The following is a 228-nucleotide window of genomic DNA, read 5'->3' as shown; positions in this document are numbered from 1 at the left end:
TCGAACTGCTGGAAGATGGTCTATTGTTACTCAAATCTCCAATAACTAATACAGTTTATGAAGGAAATGCTGGAGGAAAATTTGGTGCAGAATTAAAATTTTCAGGTTTTGATTTTATAATAATTGAAGGAAAAGCAAATAGGCCAGTATATTTATGGATATACAATGGAAAAGCAGAAATAAGAGATGCAAAAAATTTATGTTGAAAAACAGTTTATCAGACTGTAG

2 protein-coding genes (1 of these 2 running past the window's edge) are annotated in these 228 nt (G+C 30.3%); both read left to right on the top strand.

What is annotated here, in order from left to right; all coding sequences use genetic code 11:
- Positions 1 to 49, top strand: partial view of an aldehyde ferredoxin oxidoreductase N-terminal domain-containing protein gene (locus tag LUA84_RS03435; RefSeq protein ID WP_231434448.1) — the 3' portion only. It extends 206 nt beyond the left edge of the window; 49 of the gene's 255 nt are visible here — the last part of the coding sequence; its start codon lies off the left edge, out of view; the stop codon is at positions 47 to 49.
- Positions 24 to 206 carry an aldehyde ferredoxin oxidoreductase N-terminal domain-containing protein gene (locus LUA84_RS03430; protein ID WP_231434446.1) on the top strand — a complete coding sequence of 61 codons (183 nt, stop codon included), beginning with the start codon at positions 24 to 26 and terminating at the stop codon, positions 204 to 206. Before LUA84_RS03435 ends, LUA84_RS03430 begins: the two co-directional genes overlap by 26 nt.
- The last annotated feature ends 22 nt before the right edge of the window (positions 207 to 228 follow it).

It is taken from the genome of Candidatus Nanopusillus massiliensis (assembly GCF_920984865.1).
The sequence above is the reverse complement of the archived record's forward strand: the minus strand, read 5'-3'. Positions and strand labels throughout refer to the sequence as shown.